This is a genomic window from Gangjinia marincola, assembly GCF_039523415.1.
GTDB lineage: Bacteria > Bacteroidota > Bacteroidia > Flavobacteriales > Flavobacteriaceae > Gangjinia > Gangjinia marincola.
This window is the reverse complement of sequence record NZ_BAAAFG010000016.1, coordinates 63,762-86,069: the sequence shown is the minus strand read 5'-3', so window position 1 is coordinate 86,069 and position 22,308 is coordinate 63,762. Positions and strand designations below refer to the sequence as shown.

Here is a 22,308-nt window from a genome sequence, read left to right as displayed (position 1 = left end):
TTCCCCTTAGAAGTAGGGGGAATAAAATATTCTTCTTTTCAACACGTTAACCTACCATAGAATAGCTATTTTTGCCTGCATGCCAAAGCCATTAGTTTTTATAATGCTTACCCTCTTTGGGGTTACCCTGCATGCGCAGATCGGTGGGCGGTATACCTATCAATTTCTTAATCTGGTTGCCTCTCCGCGGCAAGCGGCACTTGGCGGAAGAGTAGTGACCACCTATGATTACGATCCTTCTTCAGCTTTATTTAATCCGGCAAACATCAACTATGAGATGGACAATCAGTTAGCGGTGAACTTTAGCAATTATTTAGGTGATGTTAATTACGGGACAGCATCGTATGCATATATGCTGGACCGCAGAACGCAGGTTATCCACGCTGGTGTGACTTATATTAACTACGGAAACTTTGACGGCTACGACGAATTAGGAAATTCTACCGGGGATTTTAGTGGGGGAGAAGCAGCTGTTTCTGTGGGCTATGCCCGAAGAATAGGAACTACCGATCTATACGCCGGTGGTAATCTGAAGCTTATTTCTTCTTCCCTTGAAAGCTATAGCTCTCTGGGCGCTGCCATGGATATTGGGTTGACTTACGTTTGGGAAAAACAAGATGCCGTGATGGCCTTGGTAGTGCGTAATGCAGGAGCGCAAATCACTACCTATGATGCCGTTCGCGAACCTTTACCGCTTGAAGTGACATTAGGATTTTCTCAAAAACCTGCTAAGATTCCGCTACGTTGGCATTTAACCCTTGAGAATTTACAAAAATGGGATATTGCTTTTAGAAATACAAATCAGGATCAGGTTGATCTAGAAGGTAACGTGACAGGAAATGATCCGGGATTTTTCAATAATGCTTTGCGCCATGTTGTTATTGGTGCAGAATTGTTTCCTGAAGGGGGATTTAATATCCGCTTAGGCTACAGCTTTCGAAGGGGGGAGGAACTTCGCATTGAAAATCAGCGTGCTTTTGCGGGAATCAGTGGTGGATTCTCCATTAAATTCAATAAATTACGTCTCAATTACAGTTATGCGCAGTATAATCGTGCGGGCAGCAGTAGTTTTTTTGGATTGAACCTGGATTTAAACTAAGTGAGTAAAAAGATCACCATCGCGATAGACGGCTATTCCTCTACGGGAAAAAGTACCGTTGCTAAACAATTGGCACAAAAGCTCAATTATATTTATGTAGATACCGGTGCGATGTATAGAGCAGTGACATTGTATGCTTTGCAACATGGATTTATAGCCGAAGGAAAAGTAGTTAGGGATAAACTGATAACGGCCCTGTCTAACATACAATTAGATTTTCAACACGAAGAAGATAAGCCTGTTGCACAAATATATTTGAATGGCAGAAATGTCGAAGGGCTTATACGTTCATTAGAAGTTTCAGGTTTTGTAAGTGAAGTGGCTGCTATCAGTGAAGTCCGAAAAAAGCTGGTAGAACAGCAGCAAAAGATGGGAAACGGCAAAGGCATTGTGATGGACGGAAGAGATATAGGCACCGTGGTTTTTCCTGATGCTGAACTTAAAATATTCATGACGGCCAGTGCTGAAGAGCGGGCTACAAGAAGGTTCAAAGAATTACAGGAAAAAGGTGATTCGGCGACTTATGAGGAAGTACTACACAATGTGCAACACCGCGATCATATTGATACTACACGTAAAGATTCTCCACTACGTAAAGCAGAAGGAGCTATCGAAATTGATAATTCTGCCCTTACCTTAAGCGGACAGTTCAATACTATCTATCAACTGGCGATGGATCGTATTGTGGGGAGGGTATAATCTTCCATATTTTTCAGTTTCTGCTTCAATTTCACGTTCAATTTTCAGTAGTTCTAAACATTTGATAATCAAAAAATAAGTTGTATTTTTGCCGTCCTTTTGGCGCAGCTAAGGAAAGACCATTAGGAATATCAAACTTAAACAATAACGTTCTTCTGTTTTTTACTGCATATTTTCCGAAGAAACAGAATACAAATTTTTAATCAGCACTATGGCTGAAGAAACACAAAATGCAGAGGTTCAAGAAGTTGAAGCAACGCAAACAAAAGCAAAAGTAGATTTTACTGATGCACAGCAAAAAAACCCTGAGCAATTCTTAAATGATTTTGACTGGGAGAACTATCAAGAAGGTATTGAAACCGTCGATGATAAAAAACTAGAGCAATTTGAAAAATTAGTTGCAGAGAATTTTGTGGATACCCTGGATGATGAGGTGGTAGAAGGTGAAGTAATTAACCTTACAGATCGTGATGCTATTATCGACATTAACGCAAAGAGTGAAGGGGTCATTTCACTAAATGAATTTAGATACAATCCAGATCTTAAAGTAGGAGATAAGGTTGAGGTATTAATTGATGTGCGTGAAGACGCTACAGGACAATTAGTATTATCTCACCGTAAAGCCAGAACAATTAAGGCGTGGGAGCGTATCAACAAAGCACATGAAGATGGTACTATCGTAAACGGTTTTGTAAAATGCCGTACCAAAGGTGGGATGATCGTTGATGTATTTGGAATTGAGGCATTCTTACCTGGATCTCAAATTGACGTGAAGCCTATTCGCGATTACGATGTGTATGTCAATAAAACAATGGAATTTAAAGTCGTGAAAATTAATCACGAGTTTAAAAACGTTGTTGTTTCTCATAAAGCACTTATTGAGGCTGATATTGAGGAGCAGAAAAAAGAAATTATCGGTCAATTAGAAAAAGGACAGGTATTAGAAGGAACCGTGAAAAACGTGACTTCTTACGGTGTATTTGTTGATTTAGGTGGTGTTGATGGACTCGTCCACATCACAGACCTTTCTTGGTCTCGTATCAACCATCCTAATGAAGTAGTTGAACTAGATGAGAAGATCAATGTGGTAATCCTTGATTTTGATGAGGATAAAACTCGTATCCAACTTGGCCTTAAGCAATTAAGCAAGCATCCTTGGGAAGCATTAAGTGAAGAAATCAAAGTTGGTGATAAGGTAACCGGTAAGGTTGTTGTAATTGCAGACTATGGTGCATTCATTGAAGTGTCTGAAGGTGTTGAAGGACTAATCCACGTAAGTGAAATGTCCTGGAGCACACACTTAAGATCTGCACAAGACTTTGTGAAAGTGGGTGATGAAGTTGAAGCACAGGTCTTGACATTAGATCGTGAAGATCGTAAAATGTCACTTGGTATTAAACAATTAACGCCAGATCCATGGACGGATATTACATCTAAATATCCTGTAGGATCACGCCATACCGGTATTGTACGTAACTTTACTAACTTTGGAGTGTTTGTGGAGTTAGAAGAAGGTATCGATGGTTTAATTTATATCTCTGATCTTTCTTGGACTAAGAAAGTGAAGCATCCATCAGAGTTCTGTAACATTGGCGATAAGCTGGATGTAGTGGTACTTGAGTTAGATGTAGAAGGACGTAAGTTAAGTCTTGGTCACAAACAAATCGAAGAAAACCCGTGGGATAAGTACGAAGCTGATTACGGCGTGGGTACCAAACATACGGCAGAGATCGAAGAGATTGTTGATAAAGGTGCTACTGTAAAACTTACAGAAGATATCACCGCATTTGTGCCACAGCGACATCTTGAAAAAGAAGACGGTTCTACCCTAAAAAAGGGAGAAGAGGCAGAATTTATGGTGATTGAGTACAACAAAGAATTTAAGCGAGTTGTAGCTTCACATACTTCTGTATATAAAGAAGAAGAAGCTAAGATTGTAAAGAAAGCTGCTAAAAAAGCTGCTGCTGCTGCTCAAGAAGCCAAGCCAACCTTAGGTGACGCAAATGAAGCTTTACAAAGCTTGAAAGATAAGATGGAAGGAAAGAAGTAATTTTCTAATCATCAATAGTTTGAAAACCCTGCGCACAAACGCAGGGTTTTTTTGTTTATCGCATATGAGTTCTTTAGCGTCATAAATTTTTGGTTTTCTTATTAAGATTTATTCAACAAAATTCTTAATAATATCTTAATTTTTAAGAAATATATAACGTAAACCCTTCTAACCCGTATCTTTGTAGCCTGATTTATCAATTTTTGTTGAAGATTTAGTAAATAGTATTGATTATGCATAAGATGAACGAAAGTTCAGCGATTGAGCACCTTCGCTCATTAGCCGTTTATTTTGAAGGTGATATTAAAGAAAACTACGGTGCAGCCATGCTCACCATCTCTAACGATAAAGCCGATGGGTATATAAGTTCGTACGATATCCTTCCAGGTTTATCATGTAGAGTGTATAATATTACCTATAAAGAAGAATTCAAAATTGACCTGAAGCTTTCAGATAAACGATTGGTATACTTTTGCTTTAATGTAAAAGGGCATTTATTTCATCGCTTTTCAAAGGAGGAAGATTTTACCAAGATTGAGCAAAATCAAAACCTAATCATTATAAGTCACCCCGGTTTTACTGCAGAGACAGTTTTTGCAAAAGACGAGAAACTTGAAATGTGTTTTGTGCTGATTGACAAAACCAAATTATCTGCTACAGATACAAATAGAGGTGAAGTTAGGCAACTAGAACACCTTCTTAGTGAAATATTAGACAAAGAAACTACAGATAAACCTTATCGCTACTTGGGCGATATCGATACCTTAACGGCTCAATATGCCGAAATACTTACAGAAAATACAAATACTGATGCTGTTGGTCGCTTAATTACAGAAGGAGCAGTGTTAAATATGTTAGCATCACAAATTGAAGCGCACGATAATGACTCTGTCAATGACGTATTCGATATAAAGCTATCAAAATCTGAACTCTCAAAAATTACGAAGATAGGCACATTTGTTTCAGAACATATTGCACGTAAAATTCCGGTAGAAGAGTTGAGCCGCGAATACGGGCTGTCTCCTAAAAAACTTCAGGCGGGCACGCGTTTTTTGTATGGAGAATCTGTAGGTAAATTTATACTTAATGTAAGACTAGAGTATGCTAAAGATTTGATACAGGCTTCTGATTTGAGTATTTCAGAAATTTGCTACCGTATTGGTCTTACCAGTAGGAGTTATTTTTCAAAAATCTTCTTAGAGCGTTATGGAGTAAAACCTAGTGATTATAAAAAATCCTTTGAAAAGAAAAATGTTTTATTTGAATTAAGTTATCGCTCAGTTGCTAATCAAGAAATCGATTCCAAAGATATTCAACAGATCGTCAAAATCGCTAGAGAATACAATCAATCCTGTGACATAACGGGTTGTTTGGTATATCACGAAGATTCCTTTTTTCAAATTTTAGAAGGAGCCAAAATGGATATATTGGATTTATATGAACGTATTGAAAGGGATAGTCGGCATAAAGATATCCAATTATTATGGAAGGGCGCCATCCCCAAAAGAAATTTTACAGAATGGAATATGGCGTTTGTCGCAGATAATCGTAAAATAAATTTACCGACCCAGGGAAATCCCACTCATCTAAATTTTGAAAAAGTTTTGGATCAATTGCCAGATACTTCAATTGCTTCAGATGTATTTTGGAAAAGAGTGCGTACGATTATAAAACATGATGGGGAGCATTAAATAAAGTACTATTGTAGGTAATAAAAACTGTTTCAATATACATTTATAAAACGCACTCTTGAAACAGTTTTTTTCTCATATTGCCAAAAATTATCTTTCCAACAGCATAATAGATTTTGCATTTACAAATTCTTTTATTCCAAAACCTCCATGTTCCCGTCCATAACCTGAATCTTTCACTCCGCCAAAGGGCATATTAGGTTGCGCTACACCATACGAGTTAATTAATACTATCCCGGTATCAAAATGATGTTTTGCCATGTTAATTGCCTTGTCCGTATCCTTGGAGAAAATTCCGCCACCCAAGCCAAATCTGCTATCATTAGCAATACGCATCGCATCATCATCATCATTTGCTTTGATAAGAGAAGCTACTGGGCCAAAAAGTTCTTCATCATAGGCAGGTTGACCAGGGGTCACATTACCCAATACCGTAGCGGGATAATAAAATCCTTTTTGGTTTGGTTTTTCGCCTCCACAAAGTACCTCGGCTCCATTTTTCACACTATCCTCAACTTGCTTATGCAATTTATCCCTCAAATCTTCTCGCGCCATAGGTCCTATTTTTACATCTTCGGCCTTAGGATCACCGATTTTAAGTTGACTCATCTTTTCCACAAAGGCCTTAGTAAATTCATCGTACACATCCTTTACAACTACAAATCGTTTTGCGGCCACGCAGGTTTCTCCATTGTTATAGACCCTTCCGCGTACGCAATGTTTTACGGCTAATTCAATATCAGCATCTGCCAAGACCAAATAGGCATCATTACTTCCCAATTCAAGTACTGTTTTTTTGAGTGCTTTTCCGGCCTTTTCTGCAATAATCTCGCCTGCACCAGAGCTTCCGGTAAGTGTGACTCCGCGTACCAAATCATGATTAATTACCATGTCTGACGTATCATGATCCAGCAACAGTACCTTAAATAAATTTTCGGGCAAACCTGCTTCTTTAAATAAACGCTCTAGGGTTAGTCCACAACCAGTCACGTTTTCAGCATGCTTTAGCAAAACGCCATTCCCCGCCATAAGATTAGCAACCGCATAGCGAATTACTTGATAGACCGGAAAATTCCAAGGCTGTATACCGTAAATAACCCCAATAGGGGAGTAGGTGATAATCCCTTTACCGCCATCTGGAAGTTCTCTATGTTCATCTTTAAGTTCCTTTTGACCATTTTTGGCCGTATATTGACAAATAGCAATGCAAAGATCGATTTCTTGTTTGCTATGCTTCAACAGTTTACCCATTTCCCGGGTCATAAGTTCAGCCAAAGGCGCTTTGTTTTTTTTAAGGTGTTCGCCAATAGCACTGATCTTTTCTGCTCTGTCTTCTAGAGAAACCTGCTTCCACGACATAAATGCCTGATGGCATAATTCAATTTCCTTCTTGACTTGATTTTTGGAATAAACGTCGTAGGTGGCTATTTGTTCTTCGGTAGCCGGATTGATGGTGGTTAATACTTTTTTATCACTCATGTTTTTTATTTCAAATTACTTAAGATTTGTGTTGGTTGGCGTTAATCCTTTGCCAAGAAAATGTTTAAAGACTGCCATTATTTGATCATTCTTGTATCTTTCTTGTAAAAAAAATGAGGTTATATTATATCTATGATGCGTTGTGCGGGTGGTGCTATGGCTTTTCGCCGGTCATACAAGAATTTTGTAAGACACATAAGGATGATTTTAAGGCTGAAGTAATTTCTGGCGGAATGATAACCGGCAATAGAATTGGCCCCATAGGCGAAGTAGCAGGCTACATCTCCGAAGCATATAAAGTAGTAGAAGATAGAACCGGAGTCAAATTTGGCGAAGGATTTTTAAACGGAATTCTAGCAGAAGGGACTGCAATTTTTACTTCAATCCCCTCAGCAATTGCGATGTCTATTTTAAAACAGGAACAACCCGAAGCCCAGATAGCTTTTGCAGCAGCTTTGCAAAACTCAATCTATGATACCGGCATTAAACCTAAAGATTTGGACGCCTATGCAGATTTGCTGGCGTCGTTTGGTTTGGATAGGGAAGAAGCTTTGATAAAAATGAACCAAAAAGAATACCGTGAGGCAGCAGAAGCAGATTTTAAATTTGCAGCTAGCCTTGGTGTTTCAGGATTTCCTACGTTGGTGCTCAAACATAATGACAAGTACTATGCAATAGCTAAAGGATATATATCGCTCACTGATTTAGAGCTTAATTATGAGCATTTCAAGAAGAATGTATTGAATAAAAGTTAGGCTAGTTTTTTTGGGTGTCTTTTTTAAATTTATCTGAGTTCGTTCTTATGAGCAAGTAAGGAATACCTATTATTAATGCACCATACATGGAAAGTTTTTCAATTCTGGGAATTGCTAACCAGTCTGCGGCGAAATACCCTATAATAACAACGCAGCTATAGCAAACATAGTATTGCCAAAACAGCTGCATTCCCCTTAATATCATAGTGTTTTCTTTTCTCTTTGGACGTGGTATTATATCCAGCTATCAAAAAATACATTTTACCATATTTGATAGCGATACCCATAGCAATGAAAAGGAGAGCGGTCCAAATCATTTACTCTTCCTCTTTACTAGCCGCATGCTTTACCTGATTCAATTTTCTAAGCTTGGCCTTCCAGGTCTTGAGCTGCTGCCTGTGGCGTTCTAAATTTTTATTCGCCTCTTTGAATAGTGGATTATTCTCACCTGCATTAGAGAAAAATGCCATATTGTTTTCTAACTGTCTCAATTCTCCAGTCGCTTCACTAATTTTCTTTTTTATAAATGAAACCTCTTTACTCATGTCATATGATCCTTGTGAAGTGTCCATGCGATCAAGACGATTCTCGTATTTAAGCATTTCAGCCTCAGTTTTTGAAAGCTTAAGCTGCTCAAATACATGATCCAGGGCTTTGTTGAATTTTCCTTCTATGTAACTTTTATGTCTGGGTACACGACCTTCTTTTCTCCAAGCAGTAATGAGTTCTTTTACCTGTGCCAATCCCTTTTCAACATCTTTAATCTCTAAAGCTTTTAATTTATCCAATAACGCTTTTTTTGCGTCGTATGACTCCATTTCGCCCTTGTTCTCTTCATTACGTTGTTTGTGTAATCGGTCAAAGTAATAATTACAAGCCGCTTTAAATTCTTTCCAGATTTTATCGCTATCACGGCGAGGTACATGGCCAATATTTTTCCAGTCCTGCTGTATTTTCTTCATGAGCGGAGTAACCACCTTAAAGTCATCGCTATCTTTATTATCATTAGCAATTTTAATGAGATCGCGCTTTTTCTCTAAGTTGGCAAACTGTTCTTTTTTTAATTTCTTATAAAATGCATTTTTGTTACGGTTGAACCTTCGCACGGTTTCTTTAAACTCCGCCCAGGTTTGTTCGTTTACATTTCTAGGAACTTTACCTGCTTTAAAGAACATTTCGCGAAGTTGTTCCACTTGTGTAATGTGCTGTTGCACCATTTTATGAGAGGTGATTTCTTTATTTGCAATCTCTTCAATTTGCCGAATGATTTCTTTTTTGACCTCAAGATTTTTCTCAAAGTCTTTCTCCATTTCAGCAAAGTTAGCCTGTCGTTTTTCGTGGATTTTTTTGGTAGCCGCACTAAATTGCTCCCAAATTTCATCACGCTTTTCTTTTTCAACCGGTCCAAGTTCTTCTTTCCAAATCTTGTGCAGATGCTGTAGTTCTCTAAAGGCCTTATTCACATCTGCTTGTTCTGCTAAAGCTTCAGCGCGCTCAATGATCTTTAATTTTTCTTCTAAATTGTGCTTAAAGTCCAGATCTCTAAATTCACGATCCAGATGCAAGAAGTCATAAAAATGCTCAACATGGTGGTGGTAGGTATTCCATACTAAATTGTATTTATCTCTTGGGATAGGTCCTGCATTTCTCCAACGTTCTTGTAATGCCTTAAATTGATTAAAATTTTCACGCATGTCACTACCCGCACCTATTAACCCTTTAAGCTCCTCAATGATTTCTTCTCTGTTTTTTAGGTTATCCTGCAGTCTGTTCTTTAGATTATTGTAGTATTCGTTGCGCTTATTTCTATATTCACGATAAGCCGCATCAAAATTCTTTTTAGTGGTAGAAACGTAGTAAAAGTCAATGATATTCCCACCATCTTCAAGAAAATCCTCCTTCTTTTGTTCTAGTTCTTCATTGTATTTTGCGGTAAACTCAGCCTTAATTTCATCAACATGTTCTTTGATGGATTGTATAGAATGATTTTTAACCAGGCTATTTAATTCTTTGACCAATTCTTCTTGATCCATGGCATGATAATCCTTTTTTTGAATATCATGACGTTGGTTAGCGGTCTCATCTTCACCATCTTCTGCATTTGCATCATCAATCTCATCTTGAGCGCTGTCTTGTTTTTTCGATTCTGCTACAACGGCCTGTGCAAGCGGCTCTTCCTCTTCATCTACAGTTGTGGTTGGTGTAGTAGATTTTTTCTCCACAGCTTCTTTTTCATCAACAATAGAGGTGACTGCATCCTCATGTTCATCGGCCGGTGGAGTAGTTTTTTTTGTTTTCTTCGGAAGCTTAGCTGCGGGGGTAGAAACTTCTGGTTCTTTAGCAGGAGCTGAAGGCTCATCATCAACATCCACAATGGGTGAGGCAGGTTCAACTGAAGCTGAATCAGACTCTTCTACTATAGCTCTTTCAAGTTGATCCTCGTGTTGCTCTGTTGAGGAATCTTTGTGTTCAGTTGCTTTTTCTACGCTTTTTGGGGTGTTCTTTTCGTTGTCAGACATCTCTTTCAATGTTTAGGTGCTAGTTCATCTTGCTTTGAACTATGAAAGATACTAACAACTACGCTAGCTGACAAGAATTTTAGAGGTTTCTAGACAAAATGTATCAGAACAAACTAGCTATTCCAGATATCCCAGGATTGCTCAGCTTGAAACTCTAACATTTTTTGACCATTTGAAATTTGCGCTCCTAGCTGTTTACCTAAGGCCAAAAATTTGGTAATCGGCGGATTGTAAATTAAATCGAACAAAAAATGCTTGTGTGAAATGAACTTGTAGGGTATATCAGGGCACTGTCCTGTATTAGGAGCTGTACCTAAAGGCGTACAGTTGATGATGAGATAATGCGAGGTCATGATCTTTTCATCCAACTGGTCGTAGCTACATTGGTGAGCTTCGGGCGTTCGCGAAACCTGTTTGCCTTGAATGCCTAAACTATTTAGACAATGCATAATGGCTTTTGAAGCACCACCGGTGCCTAATACTAAGGCATTGGTGTGTTGATTTCTAAGTAACGGAAAAATTGATTTGATAAATCCAAAAGCATCGGTGTTGTATCCAATTCGTTTTCCGCCGGGTAATAATTTAATAGTGTTTACAGCGCCAATTTTTTGTGCGGTTTCATCTAACTCATCTAAAAACGGAATGATCTTTTCCTTATAGGGAATAGTTACATTTAATCCTTTTAGATCAGTTTCGATATTAAATATTTGTTGCACACCGCCAATATCACTGATGTCAAAGTTTTGGTAGGTCGCCTTGATATCTTCAGCAGTAAATTTTTGCTCAAAGTGTTGTTTTGAATAAGAATAGGAAACATCTTTCCCAATTAATCCGTATTTATTCATGTGTAGTCTTAACCGTTCTTTTGCCGTACCACTCTAATGCAAGTACGATAATAATTCCTAAAAATATGAAGAAAATTGCAATCCACGTAGAAGAATCTGATAAGGATGGCCAATATCGTTCATATTGATCCAGTATAGGGTTGTTATTAAGATCGTAAATGAGTTCTCCTTGGTCGTTTAATTTGTACACCTTGTTTTTCCACGGCCAAACCACGCCTAATGAACCGGCGATGAACCCCGTTATAATTGAAAATACACTGTTTTTAAAATGTTTTAATAAATAGGTTAACACATTAGAAAGCGTAATCAATCCTGCAATTGAACCAGCAAGAAAACTGGCAAACACTTTGAGCATTTGTACACGTTCATCATTGTCTAAAAATGATAAATCACCTTGGATTAGATCTGCTATGGTGAGTGTAATTGCGTTTACAGAGTCCACCAGTAATAAGACATAATTCCCGATGAGTATTAGAATAAACGATCCCGATAAGCCCGGTAGGGTCATTCCAGAAACGCTGATCATACCACAAAAAAAGACAAACCATAAATTGTCATTTTCGGTTGCGGGCTTAAGTAAGCTAATAAAAATACCAAAAGCCACTCCCAAAAACGCCAGCAGCAAATATTTGCGGTTCCAACCTTCAAAATTTTTGGCAATGTAGTATACGGAGCCAATGATCATTCCAAAGAACGCAGCCCAAACCATGGTCTCATAATGAATCAAAAGCCAGTCGATCAAAAGCGATACTGAAAAATAACTAATGATCATTCCCAGCAACAACGGACTTAAGAACGAACCATTTACATATTGATAGAAGCTTTTAAACCTAAGGTTTACCAGTAGCAGTAGCGCTTTACCATTAAAGCGTTGCAATGAGAAAATGAATTCCTCATAAAAACCAACGACAAAAGCAACTACACCACCAGAAACCCCGGGAACTTTATTGGCAGCTCCCATAAATAGTCCTTTTAGAACTAAAAAGAAGCGATCAGTAAAGGTTCTAGTCTGTTGCATTTGATGTAAAGGGCTGTTTTTTTGCGATGCGCTCTAAGATAATAATTAAAAAGAATCCTGTAAGCATAAGTAGCACGGCAAAAAGAACATTATCCTGTTCATTACTCCAAGAGGGAAGATAAGGTTCATCTTTTACAGTAATGATCTTATCTTTTAGCTGCCTGGTTTGCAATACGTTCTTCCAGGGCCAAATCTTTATCAGCGAACCGGCGATGAATCCGGTTAGACCTGCCAGGGTTAAATTTTGAAAGTTTTTGAATAGCCAGCGTAAGATTCGGCTAAAGGTGAGCAAACCTACGATAGCACCTGTCATTACCGCAGCAATGATCTTATAATTTGCTTCATCTACCGCCTCACTTATTGTTTTATAGGCGCCTAATAATACCAAAATAAAAGCTCCTGAAATCCCCGGTAATATCATAGCACACACTGCAAATGATCCGGCTAAGGCTAAGAAAAAGAGATTATCGGTTCCGCCTAAGGGAGGTAAGGTTGTGATCCCATACGCGATTAGGGCGGCGATAATCATCACCAGAAATGTAAGCGGCTTAACGTTTTTGATTTGACTGCCAATGTACCAAATACTGGCCAGTACTAGTCCAAAGAAAAATGCCCATACCAAAATGGGATGCTCTTCTAACAGATAATTGGCAAGGTTTAAAAGAGAAAGAACGCTAATGCCAATACCCAAGAAAAGCGCTAGGATAAAGTTGCCGTTGAGTTCCTTCCACATCGTGTTCAACCCCTTTTCTTTCCATGTAGTGAGCAGTTTTACATCTACACCACTAATGGTGGTAATTAGTTCTTCATAAATGCCAGAGATAAAGGCGATTGTCCCGCCTGAAACACCCGGAATAACATCTGCTGCTCCCATGGCCATACCTTTAAGTGTAATAACAGCGTAATCCTTTAAGTTTCTTGACATGCCTAAAATTTGGCGTAAAAGTAATAAGGATTAGGATCAAATCGTAACTCAATCAGACCATAATATGAAGTAAGTACACGTGGAAGATTATTTTTGGTAGACTTTTACCAAATCTAACACACTCTTGCGGGTAAATACATAAGGAAAAAGCTCATCCATTAAGATGGCATATTCGGGATCTATTTTTAAGGCATTTTTTAAGTAGTAGTAGCCTTTATCGCCGTCATTAAGTTTAAAATAGATGCCTGCCATGCGATACATAATTTCTGCTGCTTCAGGGTGAAACTCTTCTGCCTGTAAACAATTGGTCAGTGCCGCTTCGTATTCTCCCAATTTAAGTAGAATATCGCAGCGTGTCACCCAAGTTTCTAACTCGTAGTTTCCTAGTTCTAAAGATTTGCGATAGCCTCGTTCTGCCTCTTCAAGAAAGTTCAGGCGATGATTTATTTTTGCATACCGTTTCCAGTAGAGTACGTTATTTTCATCTATATCTACTGCTTTATTAATATAGTAGAGTGCTTTTTGGAAGTCAGATTTTTTGATGTAATAGTCGCTAATTGAAATCCAGCCTTTGTCTAGCAGCGGGTCTTCATGAACTGTTTTTTTATAATGCTTAAGTGCCAGGTCATCTTCTCCAAGCGCTTCAAAACATTTCCCAATGCGTAAATAAGCGAATGATGTTGGGTCATCGAGTTCTAGTGTAATGCGATAATTCTCAATGGCTTCGTTGTACCGTTTAAGCTTTTCTAATACTTTTCCTTTTTCTAAGTAAGCTCCAATAAATTGATCGTCACTTATGATAGCAAAATCAAAAGAGGTGAGTGCTTTTTCGTAAAGTTTAGCGTCAAAATATTGCTTGCCTAATTGGTGCCAGGCCACTTCGCAATAGGGATTCTTATTTAAAAATATATTGAGGTAATCAATGGCTTCTTCTTGTTGATCTAGAAAATCAAAGCAATAGATAATATTATACAGCGCCGAGTAATCTTCCTCATTATGCTCTAGACAACGCATAAAATGCGTTTTGGCCTCTTCAAAATTGTCTAAAAATAAATATTCCATACCAAGCAATGAATATACATCAGCTTTGTCTGGGGTATATTCTAAAGCGCGCTCCAACATCTCAATCGCCTTTTGATGTTTATCTTGTTTAGAGTAGATATTTGCCTTTTGAATATATATTTCTTCGTTATATGGTTCTAACGTGTATAGCTCATTAAGTAGTTCATCTGCTTTTTCAAAATAGTTTTCAAAAATGAAAACCTCAATTTGAAACAACTTAAGAGTAGTAGATGTAGGATGTTGTGCCAAACCTAGCTTTATGGCTTTTTTAGCTAAGTTGACCTTACCATTTTCAAGGTAATGATTCACGATGTTTTCAAATTCTTCAGAATCAAAGAATAGTACATCATTTGTTTTTAACATGGACTCAAACCTGGTAAGCGCAAAATTGCCATCTTCGTTATGAGCTGGGTACATAGGCACACGTGTTAAGTTCTTGTATAAAGTTAGGAATGATCAAAGGCGAGACTGCTAGACTGGGGTTATGTTTTTAACAAATTAATTAACATTCGCGTTGATCAGGCGTGTCTAAAGGTTTATACGTTGTTCAATTAGCATTAATTTCTTCTAATATTTCAAGAATAATGCCACAGCCTTCTCTAATTTCTTCCTGTGAAACGGTCAATGGTGGCGTAATGCGAATAGCGCGTGGTTCAAAGAGTAACCAAAAAAGAATAAGTCCGCGTTCTTTGCAGCGCATTATGACGCTAGTGGTAATTTCAGCCTCTTTTGTCATGACAGCCAGCATTAAACCACGACCTCTTATCTCTTCAATTAGCGGGTGAATGAGGAGTGACCGAATCAATTTCTCTTTCTCAAGCGTTTTTTCTATAAGGTCTGAAGTGATTAATTCGTTCAAGGTTGCCAAGGCTGCTGAAGCAATCACGGGATTGCCCCCAAACGTTGTAATGTGGCCTAATTTGGGTTGATCACTTAACATGTCCATATGTGCTGAAGATGCAGTAAATGCACCAATCGGAAGTCCTCCACCCATACCTTTACCCATCACTAGTATGTCTGGTATAACTTGTTCATGCTCAAAGCCGAAGAGTTTTCCGGTGCGACCAAAACCGGGTTGAATTTCGTCCAAAATCAATAAAGCTCCAACCTCTTTACATCGTTTTTTGATAGCTTTTAGGTATCCCGGAAGCGGCATAATAAATCCTGCGCCTCCCTGAATAGTCTCTAACACCACAGCGGCTGTTTTCGTGGTGATTTTATGGATGCACTTTTCTTCATTAAAGAAGATGTGATCGATGTCTCCTACCAGTGGTTTAAATGGTATTAAGCGCTCTTCATAGGTCATTAAACTCAGGGCGCCATATGTATTGCCATGGTAGGCCGTATACGCAGATAAAATCTGCGATCTCCCCGTCACTCTACGGGCGAGTTTCATGGCTCCGTCGATGGCTTCAGTACCGCTATTGACCAAGTAGGTCTTTTCTAAAGATGCGGGGAGCTGCTTTGCAAGAAGCTTGCAAAGCGATACGGCCGGGCTTTGCGCATATTCGCCGTACACCATCACATGCATGTATTTTTTAGATTGTTCCTGTACCGCATTTACGATGGCAGGGTGGCTATGACCTAAGGTGCAGGCAGAAACACCTGCGACAAAATCCAGATGTTTTCTTCCATCAGTAGTATATATATAGGATCCTTTGGCATGCGAAATTTCCATGCCCAATGGATGTGGCGTGGTTTGCGCTTGATACCTAAGAAAATCTTTATTCATCGTTTTCTTTGTCCTTCCTTTTTCTTTGTTTACGCTCATCTAGTCGCGGGGATAGCGGCTCACGCTTAGGTGGTTCAATGGTATCACGCGGAATGTTACGTAGCACATCGGCATCTAAACGGGATTTAGAATTAAGCAGTGGGTCATCCTCATCGCGTTCTTCAAAAAATTCTTCTTCCTCTTCCGGTAATGGAATTCCGGTTATTTTGATTAATTCAACCGGCCCTTCTCCTGAAAATAAATCATCTACGCTATACAATTGCTCTTCTCCACGCCAAATAAAGCCTTTTAGTTTTCGTGCATTGGGAGGGAACTCTTCTTCGGGATAAATATCACCATCCACATCAGTATAATAATATACATCAATGATTTCGCGATTATCCAACAACATTTTTATGGTAGATGACTTAGTTTTATTGATACCTATCAAATCGCCGGCGTCTTCACGGGTGTAGTAAATTGTTTCAGTGTTTTTAATAAAATTGACCTCATAAAGTTCATTCTCTTTAAACAAGCCGTACATTTCTTTTCCTTTTACTTGATTGTATGCGGATGCATCAATGGAGTCTTGCTGCACCATAAATGAGTCGTAAAAGACTTTTAGTGTATCCAGTTTTTCGGTTTTAGGATCTGAAATGAGGTGAATGGTATCTCCAGTAAGCTGATTGTTACTGGACCACACAATAGGTTTCCCGATCATTTGGGTAAGTCCGCTGGATTGATTCACATGAATAGAGTCACATTTACCACTCATGTTGGTTTTGAAGAGTCTGGTATCGTAAAACCCTCGTATGATGCGATTTTCAGGCTTACCGGTGATCATTAAGGTATCACTATGGATATAAACCGAATCATTTTCTTGCCGGGTGATCGCTAAGGCTCTTTTAGTGATAAAAACGGAGTCTTTTGCTCTAAATACTTCAGCATAATGACCTTTAATTACTGAAGCATTCAGCGTATCGGTAACTTTAATATTGTTTACTGCCGAAGCAAAACTGCGGTTACGATCAAAATAAAGACTGTCTCCTTCCAGAATTCGATTTTCATAATTAATTCTTGAGTTTTTCACAAAGTAGCCTGTATCTCCTCTTGTGTCATAAAATCCGCGTTCACAGTAAACGGTGCTGGCGTCACTTACAATGGTTGATGGACCGTATAAATACGCATGCCCGGTATCATCATAAAAATCCAGCTGGGATGAATTAATTACATATTCTGGATTAACAACCTTCACATTCACCACGAATGAAAATTTATTTTGCTCCATAAAAAAGCGTCCTATCTTACTGGTGATCGTACTGGCTGTATCTTTTACCGTACCGCCGCTGCGGTAAAAAGCTTCTTGTTTGGCGCGATCAAAGAAAAGACTATCTGTTGTAATCGTATTGTTAGGTGATTTGAGCTTTACATTGGTGCTGGCAAAGGCAAATTCTGTATTGCCGTTATACTCGGCATACTTACTTCTCATGTTGATGGTGTCACCTTGCTTCATGCGAACATTTCCAAATGCTTTAAAAAAGTTTTCAGCATCATAAAATACCGCTTGGTCACACCACACATCTATTCCTTTATGAATAAAATGCACTTGTTTATTGACTTTACGTAAGATAATTGCACCGGGATAATTGATCTCATCAATAGTAGTTCGATCACTGGTATAGTCAATTTTATTTTCGGGCGGAATTTCCTCCTGGGAGAATACAAATCCACCTATCAGAAAGAATAGGTTAAAGAATAAGAATATAATAGGGTTATTAGGCTTCACTAATTAGTAGTATTTAGGCATTTTGCTGCTATGAATGACGGAGAGAATATGAATCTCAAGAGGTAAAATCTTTTAGGTTACTCTATATTTTATAATTTATAGTCTCTTTAGTTGCCATCATTTTCAAGCTTAAAACTGTCTGGTTGAAAAATTTCAAAATCGCTTTCTAAAAAACAAGTAGATTCAATAATTGCATCAATTACACGATTGGCAACATTTAACGATTTTATTATTACTTCAAAATACTCGTATCTCTTTAAGCTCAAAAAGTGCCTCTGGCGGCCATATTATCTTTTTCGCCATCTTTTTACTTCTTCTTTCACCTGATTCAGCGAATAACCATGGTCTTCTTTTGTACTTTTCTCTGCCAAAATCAACTTCTGGTTATAGTGAGCTAAAGAAAGGGTATCTACTGAGTGAGCTTCAAAATTTTCAGAAAGAAGATTTTTGATAAGTGTAATCATGCTAGGGTCGCTTGTTGACCGAAGCTTTTTTGTAGTCCAATTTATATCTGCATCTATATCCATAAGAGATTGAATAAAAAATAAAGATAATCAAAAAACGCTCCAAGCAAGGAGCGCTTTAGTTTTAGCGATGTATTGTTTGAGTGCGATCAGGTCCTACAGAAACAATCTTAATAGGTACCTCTAACTCCTTTTCTAAGAAATCGATGTACTCATTAAGCGCAGTTGGTAATTGCTCTGCCTGTGTCATTCCTGTTAAATCTTCGCTCCAACCTTTCATTTCATGATATACGGGAGTGACATCTTGCTCTTCAATAGAATAGGGTAGGTGCTTAATTTCTTTGCCTTTATACTGATACGCTGTACATACTTTGATGGTGTCAAAACCACTTAGTACGTCTCCTTTCATCATCATAAGTTGTGTAACCCCGTTGATTTGAACAGCATATTTTAAGGCGACTAAATCTAGCCATCCACAACGTCTTGGTCGTCCGGTGGTAGCTCCAAATTCATTCCCTACTTTACTCATCGTGGCACCATCTTCATCAAACAATTCGGTTGGGAAAGGTCCAGATCCTACTCTTGTGGTATAGGCTTTGAATATTCCAAAAACTTCTTTTATGTTATTCGGGGCTACACCTAAGCCGGTACAGGCTCCTGCAGCAGTAGTGTTAGAAGAGGTCACATAAGGATATGTTCCAAAGTCAATGTCTAAGAGCGATCCTTGTGCACCTTCTGCTAAAATCGTTTTGCCCTCACGCTGTGCGTTGAATAAAAATTCTTCAGAATCAATAAATTTTAAATATTTCAACACTTCTATTGCATTGAAAAATTCTTTTTCTAATTCGTCTAAATTATATTGAACATCAACGTCATAAAACTTAATCATCGCTTCATGTTTGTTGGCTAAGGCACGGTATTTTTTCTTAAAGCCTTTGAGTTCAATATCACCTACTCTTATTCCATTTCTTCCCGTTTTATCCATGTACGTAGGACCTATGCCTTTTAATGTGGAACCAATTTTCGCTTTTCCTTTTGAGGCTTCACTAGCGGCATCTAATAAACGGTGTGTGGGTAGAATCAAATGGGCTTTACGGGAAATCAATAATTTACTCTTGTAGTCTAAGTCCTTAAATTGGTTAAGGTTATCCAATTCGCGTTTAAAAATTACGGGGTCAATGACGACTCCGTTTCCTACCAAGTTTGTTGCGTTTTCATGAAAAATACCAGAGGGGATCGTATGCAGTACATGTTTGATCCCATCAAATTCTAAGGTGTGGCCCGCATTGGGTCCCCCTTGAAAACGTGCAATGATGTCATAATCTTTGGTAAGGACATCTACAATCTTACCTTTTCCTTCGTCTCCCCATTGTAATCCCAGGAGTAAGTCTACAGCCATATCTTAGTCGTTAGTGTCTTTATTAGCAGCCTTGCGCGTGCCGTAAAAGTAGAGTGAGTGTTTGGCGATGTTTATGTCAAACACTTCTTCAATCGTTTTTTTAATGGTTTCTATGCGAGGATCACAAAATTCAATCACTTCACCGGTATCTGTGAGAATAACATGATCGTGTTGTTTGTCAAAATATGATTTTTCATACTGTGCCTGATTTTTACCAAATTGGTGTTTACGTACCAAACCAGAATCCAGTAACAATTCGATGGTATTGTACAGCGTTGCTCTACTTACACGATAGTTTTTATTTTTCATTTTAATATATAAGGATTCAATATCAAAATGTTCTTCACTATCGTAAATTTCTTGTAAGATTGCATAACGTTCAGGCGTTTTGCGGTGCCCGTTATCTTCTAAAAATGTGGTGAATACACTTTTAACCAGATTTTGATCGTCTTCAAGAATTTTCTTTTTACTCATCTGTCACAAAAGTAGGGAAATAGGTAGAAAGTACTAGCCTAAATTAGAACGAGATTAGGTGGAAGTTATTTACAGCATGTTAAGTATTATTCACGCGTGACTTTATCAATTCCATTAATACTTTTTAAATGGTCAATCAAAGTATTTAACGTGCTGTTATTTGTAACGATAACAGTGATTTTTCCATGAAAAACTCCGCCGCGACTATCAAAACTGATGCTTTTCATATTCACGTGCATGTTTTGCGAAATTTCATTGGTCACCTCATTCACCAATCCCAGATTATCTAAACCGGTTAAATTGATCACTGCTTTAAAACCTTGTTGGGTAGAGTCTATCCATTTTGCTTTAATAATGCGGTAGGCATAATTACTTTGCAGCTGGATAGCATTAGGGCAGTTTTTTTTGTGCACTTTTATTCCATCACTTACTGTGATAAACCCAAAAACGGGATCGCCCGGGATGGGACTACAGCAATTGGCGAATTTATAGTCCATCTTCTCCTCGTCTGGACCAAAAACCAATTGATCGTAATTTGAGGTAATTTCTTCTTGATCTACATTGGCCGGAGTGGTAGGCTTTCTGATCTTATTTTTAAAGAATGTTACCAGCGCATTACTGCGTGAAGCGGCATATTCTTTTAGTTTGATATTGTCGATTGACCCTACGCCCACGCGATAGAACAAATCTAAACTGGTTTTAAGCTTAAAATACACAACCAGCTCATTAACCGTTTTTTCATTAAACGGAATCTTTTGCGCTTTCAGTTTTCTGGCAAGGATAGCTTTACCTTCTTCCGCAATTTCTTTACGCTCTTCTTTTAAGGAAGATTTAATCTTTGCCCTGGCTCTGGCGGTATTGGCATAATCCAGCCAGTTGGAATTGGGTTTAGCGCTGTTTGACGTAATAATATCTACCTGATCGCCACTTTGTAATTCGTGACTTAGTGGAACCAATTTCCCATTCACTCTGGCTCCACGTGTTTTTAATCCAACTTCAGTATGTATGCTAAAAGCAAAATCCAACGGAGTAGCGCCTTTTGGCAAAGACTTTAAATCTCCTTTTGGCGTGAATACAAATATTTCTTTGGAGTAAAGGTTTAATTTAAATTGTTCTACAAACTCTACCGCGTTGGACTCAGAATTCTCTAAAGCCTCCTGAAGCTTATTTAACCATTGATCCAAGCTTTCTTCTTCTTGCGCTGCACCATGTTTGTATTTGTAATGTGCGGCGTAGCCTTTTTCTGCGATTTCATGCATGCGTTCACTACGAATTTGAACTTCTACCCATCTGCCTTTGGGACCCATTACAGTGATATGCAAAGCTTCGTATCCCGTGGATTTTGGAGAAGATATCCAGTCCCTAAGCCGTGTTGGATTGGGAGTGAAGTGATCTGTTACGATGCTATAGATCTTCCAGGCAACAAATTTTTCGTTGTTGCGATCGCTTCGGTAAATGATACGTATAGCGAATTTGTCATATACCTCTTCAAACGATACGTTTTGCTTAATCAGCTTGTTGCGTATGGAATAGATGGATTTATACCGCCCTTTGATGTCGTAATTCAATCCTTCCGCGTCAAGCGAATCTGCAATTACTTTAGAAAAGTCTTCAATATAATTTTCTTGCTTAGCCTTACTTTCTTCAATTTTTTTGTAAATATTTTGATACACATCTGGCTCTGTATATTTAAGGCTCAAATCTTCCAGCTCTGTTTTAATGTTATATAGACCAATACGATGTGCCAATGGTGCGTAGATATAAAGAGTCTCGCTGGCAATTTTAACCTGTTTATCAGGGCGCATGCTATCCATGGTTTGCATGTTATGCAACCGGTCTGCGATCTTGATAATGATCACTCTCACATCCTCATTAAGAGTGAGGAGCATTTTTCTAAAGTTTTCAGCTTGTAGCGAAACATCACCCTCTTGCTTAAGATTAGATATTTTAGTGAGCCCATCAACGATACGCATGATGGTTTCACCAAAGATCTTTTCGATATCTTCTAAAGAATACTCGGTATCTTCAACTACGTCGTGCAATAGGGCAGAAGCTATCGAGGTCGCATCTAATCCAATTTGAGAGGCGACGATCTTAGCCACCGCAATGGGATGAAAAATATAGGCTTCGCCAGACTTTCTGCGTTGATCTTTATGCCCATCCACCGCAATTTCAAACGCCTGGCGGATCATTTTTTTATCGGCAGCAGAGAGCGTGCGGTAGCTAATGCGCAAAAGTTCCTTATATTCTTTTGCGATGCGTTTATTTTCTTCTTCTAGATACTGCTCTGTCAACTGCATAGGACTAAGATAGCAAAAGAAATACCAATTTG

Annotated in this window: 18 protein-coding genes; 5 read left to right on the top strand and 13 right to left on the bottom strand. The window is 38.4% G+C overall.

The window, feature by feature from the left end:
- Positions 1-79: 79 nt before the first annotated feature.
- The 4 genes from porQ (at position 80) to ABD000_RS11230 (ending at position 5,539) form a co-directional block, all read left to right on the top strand.
- On the top strand, positions 80-1,099 hold the full coding sequence (gene porQ, locus ABD000_RS11245; protein WP_343767500.1) for a type IX secretion system protein PorQ: 1,020 nt from the start codon (positions 80-82) through the stop codon (positions 1,097-1,099).
- Entirely contained in the window at positions 1,100-1,798 is a 699-nt protein-coding gene (gene cmk / locus ABD000_RS11240) for a (d)CMP kinase (protein ID WP_343767497.1), read from the top strand.
- Positions 1,799-2,009: 211 nt separating this feature from the next.
- Positions 2,010-3,848 (top strand): 30S ribosomal protein S1, encoded by a 1,839-nt coding sequence (rpsA, locus tag ABD000_RS11235; RefSeq protein WP_343767494.1) that lies wholly within the window; start codon positions 2,010-2,012, stop codon positions 3,846-3,848.
- 242 nt (positions 3,849-4,090) lie between these two features.
- Positions 4,091-5,539, top strand: a complete 1,449-nt coding sequence (locus ABD000_RS11230) for a BLUF domain-containing protein (protein WP_343767492.1) — start codon at positions 4,091-4,093, stop codon at positions 5,537-5,539.
- Between the two features lie 90 nt (positions 5,540-5,629).
- Here ABD000_RS11230 and ABD000_RS11225 read toward each other — a convergent pair whose 3' ends face one another.
- Positions 5,630-7,018 carry an NAD-dependent succinate-semialdehyde dehydrogenase gene (locus ABD000_RS11225; protein WP_343767490.1) on the bottom strand — a complete coding sequence of 463 codons (1,389 nt, stop codon included), beginning with the start codon at positions 7,016-7,018 and terminating at the stop codon, positions 5,630-5,632.
- Between the two features lie 113 nt (positions 7,019-7,131).
- Here ABD000_RS11225 and ABD000_RS11220 point away from each other — a divergent pair, with 113 nt between their 5' ends.
- Entirely contained in the window at positions 7,132-7,773 is a 642-nt protein-coding gene (locus tag ABD000_RS11220) for a DsbA family protein (protein ID WP_343767487.1), read from the top strand.
- Between the two features lie 155 nt (positions 7,774-7,928).
- Here the strand turns inward: ABD000_RS11220 and ABD000_RS14050 are convergent, their stop codons facing one another.
- From ABD000_RS14050 to ABD000_RS11165, 12 genes are all read right to left on the bottom strand, one after another.
- On the bottom strand, positions 7,929-8,033 hold the full coding sequence (locus ABD000_RS14050; RefSeq protein ID WP_425545365.1) for a DUF3784 domain-containing protein: 105 nt from the start codon (positions 8,031-8,033) through the stop codon (positions 7,929-7,931).
- A gap of 57 nt (positions 8,034-8,090) precedes the next feature.
- A complete protein-coding gene (locus ABD000_RS11215) occupies positions 8,091-10,292 on the bottom strand; it encodes a DUF349 domain-containing protein (RefSeq protein WP_343767485.1) in 2,202 nt (733 codons plus the stop codon).
- 113 nt (positions 10,293-10,405) lie between these two features.
- Positions 10,406-11,137, bottom strand: a complete 732-nt coding sequence (locus ABD000_RS11210; RefSeq protein WP_343767482.1) for a shikimate dehydrogenase family protein — start codon at positions 11,135-11,137, stop codon at positions 10,406-10,408.
- Complete coding sequence (locus tag ABD000_RS11205; protein ID WP_343767479.1) at positions 11,130-12,155, bottom strand: DUF368 domain-containing protein; 1,026 nt, start codon at positions 12,153-12,155, stop codon at positions 11,130-11,132. Before ABD000_RS11205 ends, ABD000_RS11210 begins: the two co-directional genes overlap by 8 nt.
- Positions 12,142-13,080, bottom strand: a complete 939-nt coding sequence (locus ABD000_RS11200) for a DUF368 domain-containing protein (protein WP_343767476.1) — start codon at positions 13,078-13,080, stop codon at positions 12,142-12,144. Before ABD000_RS11200 ends, ABD000_RS11205 begins: the two co-directional genes overlap by 14 nt.
- A gap of 87 nt (positions 13,081-13,167) precedes the next feature.
- On the bottom strand, positions 13,168-14,559 hold the full coding sequence (locus ABD000_RS11195) for a tetratricopeptide repeat protein (protein ID WP_343767474.1): 1,392 nt from the start codon (positions 14,557-14,559) through the stop codon (positions 13,168-13,170).
- Between the two features lie 130 nt (positions 14,560-14,689).
- Positions 14,690-15,874: an aspartate aminotransferase family protein gene (locus ABD000_RS11190; RefSeq protein WP_343767472.1), complete on the bottom strand. Its 1,185-nt coding sequence runs from the start codon at positions 15,872-15,874 to the stop codon at positions 14,690-14,692.
- The gene (locus tag ABD000_RS11185; RefSeq protein WP_425545362.1) at positions 15,867-17,639 is read right to left on the bottom strand and encodes an OstA-like protein; all 1,773 of its coding nucleotides are present in this window, start codon (positions 17,637-17,639) and stop codon (positions 15,867-15,869) included. Before ABD000_RS11185 ends, ABD000_RS11190 begins: the two co-directional genes overlap by 8 nt.
- Before the next feature lie 287 nt (positions 17,640-17,926).
- Positions 17,927-18,166, bottom strand: coding sequence for a hypothetical protein (locus ABD000_RS11180; RefSeq protein ID WP_343767469.1), 240 nt, complete (start codon positions 18,164-18,166; stop codon positions 17,927-17,929).
- Positions 18,167-18,227: 61 nt separating this feature from the next.
- Entirely contained in the window at positions 18,228-19,502 is a 1,275-nt protein-coding gene (locus ABD000_RS11175) for an adenylosuccinate synthase (protein ID WP_343767466.1), read from the bottom strand.
- A gap of 3 nt (positions 19,503-19,505) precedes the next feature.
- Positions 19,506-19,976, bottom strand: a complete 471-nt coding sequence (locus tag ABD000_RS11170) for a Fur family transcriptional regulator (RefSeq protein WP_343767464.1) — start codon at positions 19,974-19,976, stop codon at positions 19,506-19,508.
- Between the two features lie 86 nt (positions 19,977-20,062).
- Positions 20,063-22,276 (bottom strand): RelA/SpoT family protein, encoded by a 2,214-nt coding sequence (locus ABD000_RS11165; RefSeq protein WP_343767462.1) that lies wholly within the window; start codon positions 22,274-22,276, stop codon positions 20,063-20,065.
- Between the last annotated feature and the right edge of the window lie 32 nt (positions 22,277-22,308).